We start from the raw sequence: 3,208 nt of genomic DNA on the forward strand, positions 1-3,208 counted from the left end.
TCCCGCGTCGATCTCCTCGCAGCGGCACACGATCGTGTCGTCCGGGCAGCGTGCGGCGAGCTCGGGCGGCGGCGCGAACGCCGCCTCGAGGCCCGCGCGGAATGCGCCGAACCGGGCGAGCGTGCGGTCCAGCGTCGCCGCATCGGGTTTGCCGGCAGGCGATGGCGATGACGATGAGGTCACGATGCCCGCGTCGTCGAGCAGCGCGAGCGCCGCGCGTCGCCCGGACGCCTCGGCCGCGTCGGCCCCCGCGATGCCGGCGCCGTCGCCCGCGACGTAGATACCGCGCACCGACGTGCGGCCGGCCGCGTCGCGCTCCGGCAGCCATGCGTGGTTGAGCGGATCGAAACGGAACCGGCAGCCGGCGAGATCGGCAAGCTGTGTTTCCGAACGCAGCCCGAAGCCGAGGCCGAGCGCATCGCAGTCGAGCCGGCGCAGCGGTGCATCGGTACCGGCCGCGCGCCACGCGAGGCCGGTGACGTGCCGCTCGCCGAGTACGCGTTCGAGCATGACGCCCGTTTCGATCGCGACGCCGTGCGCGCGCAGCCAGCCGATGTAATAAAGCCCCTTCGCGAAGGTCGCAGGCATACGCAGCAGCGCCGGCGTCGCGGCCGCCTGCCGGCGCAGCGGGCTCGTGTCGAGCACCGCCGCGACCTGCGCGCCGGCCTTCGCGTACTGGTAGGCGACGAGATACAGCAACGGCCCCGTGCCCGCGAACACGATGCGGCTGCCGATCGCGCAGCCCTGCGACTTCAGTGCGACCTGCGCGCCGCCGAGCGTGTAGACGCCGGCAAGCGTCCAGCCCGGCACCGGCAGCATGCGATCGGTCGCGCCGCTCGCGATGATCAGGTGCGAGAACGGCACGGTCGTTTCGCGGCCATCCTGCAGCGTGTCGACGCGGCCCGCGCCGCACGCCCAGGCGAGCGTGTTCGGCCGGTAGTCGACATGCGGCAGCAGCGCGGCCATCGTCCGATGCACGGCGTCCGCCTTCGCGGCCTCGAAGCCGTACAGCGCGCGCTTGCCGCGGGCGAACGCGCCGTCGACCGGCGGCTGCCGGTAGATCTGACCGCCCCAGCGCGCGTTCTCGTCGATCACGACGGGGCGCAGCCCCGCGTCGACCAGCGCCTCGGCCGCGCGCACGCCGGCCGGCCCCGCGCCGACGATCACCGGTCGCAGTGCGTCGCTCAAGATGCGTCTCCGTTGAGGGCGTGCTGCGCACCGGTGAGGATCCGCATGCCTGCGGCGATCGGCGTCGAGCATGCGCGCACGCGCGCGCCGGCCTCGGTGCGCACCCAGCAATCCTGGCACGCGCCGATCAGGCAGAAGCCCGCACGCGGCGTGCCGCTGAATTCGCTCACGCGCACGCGGCGCTGCGCGACGAGGATCGCGGTGAGCACGGTGTCGCCGGCAAGCGCCTGCGCGGGGCGGCCGTCGAGCGTGAACGCGATGGCGGCGCGCTCGCGTTCGGCGACGCGCACGAATTGCGGGCCGTCGTCGGCGATGTCGGTGGAACGGGAAACGGAAGTCATCGTCAGTGTTGGCCGATCAGGATGCGGTTCAGGCCGTATACGCGATCGAGCAGCAGCATCGCGCCGGCGGTGATGAGGATGACGAGCGTCGATACCGACGCCATCATCGGATCGATCGATTCGGTCGCGTACATGTACATGCGCACCGGCAGCGTGACCGTCTGCGGCGACGTGACGAAGATCGACATCGTCAGCTCGTCGAAGCTGTTGATGAACGCGAGCAGCCAGCCGCCGGTGATGCCGGGCACGATCGTCGGCAGCGTGATGCGGCGGAACGTCGTCCACGGATCGGCGCCGAGCGAGCATGCGGCCTGCTCGATGCTGCGGTCGAGGCCCGCGACGGACGCGAGCACGAGCCGCATCACGAACGGTGTGATGACGATCATGTGCGCGAGCACCAGCCACGCGAACGAGCCGGTCGCGCCGATCAGCGCGAAGAAGCGCAGCAGCGCGATGCCGAGCACGAGACCGGGAATCACGAGCGGCGACAGCAGCAGCCCGTTCAGGAACGCGCGGCCCGGAAACGTCGCGCGGCCGATCGCGAGCCCGGCGGGCAATGCGATCGCGAGCGACAGCGTCGCCGACGCGAACGCGAGCTTCACGCTATTGGCGAACGCGGTGACGAAGTCGGGATAGTCGAGGATCGCGCGGAACCAGCGCAGCGACAGCCCGTGCGTCGGCAGCGTCAGCGTTTCGTCGGGCGTGAACGCGACGAGCACGACGATCGCGAGCGGCGCGAGCACGAACAGGATCACGAGCGTATGGAACGCAAGGGCGAAGGGGCCGTTCTTGCTCATCGGGAAGCGCCTCCGAGGCTGCGCGCATAGCGGCGTTCGAGCACGCGGTAGTAGGTGAGCATCACGACGAGATTCGCGACCAGCAGCAGCACCGCGATCGTCGCGCCGAGCGGCCAGTTCAGCGAGCCGAGGAATTCGTCGTAGACGGCGGTCGCCGCGACCTTCAAGCGACGTCCGCCGAGCAGGCCCGGAATCGCGAAGGCGCTCGCCGACAGCCCGAACACCATCAGGCTGCCCGACAGCACGCCCGGCATCAGCTGCGGCACCACGATGCGGCGCAGCGTCGTGAACGGCGAGGCGCCGAGCGACAGCGCTGCATGTTCGGTCTGCGGATCGAGCCGCTGCAGCGCGGTCCACACGGGAATCACCATGAACGGCAACATCACGTGAACGAGTGCGATCACGATCGCGAACGTCGTGTATTCGAGCTTGTACGGCCCGAGGCCCGCGAGCCCGAGCGCCTGGTTCACGAGCCCGCTCGTGTTCAGCAGCATGCTCCAGCCGAACGCGCGCACGACGACCGACACGAGCAGCGGCGCGAGGATCACGAGCAGGAACAGCGAGCGCCACGGATCGCGCATTTTCGACAGCACGTACGCTTCCGGCGTGCCGATCGCGACGCAGATCGCGGTGGTCAGCGCGGCGATGCCGAAGGTGCGCGCGAAGATCGTGTGGAAGTACGACGAGGCGAGTACTTCCGCGTAGTTGCCGAACTGGAACGCGGCGATCGGGCCGGTGGCCGGGTCGAAGCGGTAGAACGTGAGCGTGAAGGTCATCGCGAGCGGCACGAGCACGAGCGCGGCGAACAGCGCGAACGCGGGCGCGCACATCAGCCACAGCGGCGCATGGGCGTGCCACGTGGCGCGCGGCACGCGGCCGCCG

4 protein-coding genes are annotated in these 3,208 nt (G+C 70.5%); all 4 read right to left on the reverse strand.

The features are described 5' to 3' along the window. The coding region (locus F3J14_RS34205; RefSeq protein WP_166726666.1) for an FAD-dependent oxidoreductase at window positions 1-1,188 on the reverse strand (1,188 nt) is incomplete at its 3' end. Further along, window positions 1,185-1,529, reverse strand: coding sequence for a (2Fe-2S)-binding protein (locus F3J14_RS34210; protein WP_166726667.1), 345 nt, complete (start codon window positions 1,527-1,529; stop codon window positions 1,185-1,187). The genes F3J14_RS34210 and F3J14_RS34205, both read right to left, overlap by 4 nt. Window positions 1,530-1,531: 2 nt before the next feature. Beyond that, window positions 1,532-2,326, reverse strand: coding sequence for an ABC transporter permease (locus F3J14_RS34215; protein ID WP_166726668.1), 795 nt, complete (start codon window positions 2,324-2,326; stop codon window positions 1,532-1,534). Then, window positions 2,323-3,198: an ABC transporter permease gene (locus F3J14_RS34220; RefSeq protein WP_166726669.1), complete on the reverse strand. Its 876-nt coding sequence runs from the start codon at window positions 3,196-3,198 to the stop codon at window positions 2,323-2,325. The genes F3J14_RS34215 and F3J14_RS34220 overlap by 4 nt, the downstream gene beginning before the upstream one ends. Window positions 3,199-3,208 lie beyond the last annotated feature (10 nt).

The sequence above is a fragment of the Burkholderia sp. Tr-862 genome (assembly GCF_011753085.1).
Taxonomy (GTDB): domain Bacteria; phylum Pseudomonadota; class Gammaproteobacteria; order Burkholderiales; family Burkholderiaceae; genus Burkholderia; species Burkholderia ambifaria.

Coding starts and splice junctions, on each gene's coding strand:
- F3J14_RS34215 (WP_166726668.1), bottom strand. CDS start 2,326: ATGAGCAAGAACGGCCCCTTCGCCCTTGCGTTCCATACGCTCGTGATC.
- F3J14_RS34210 (WP_166726667.1), bottom strand. CDS start 1,529: ATGACTTCCGTTTCCCGTTCCACCGACATCGCCGACGACGGCCCGCAA.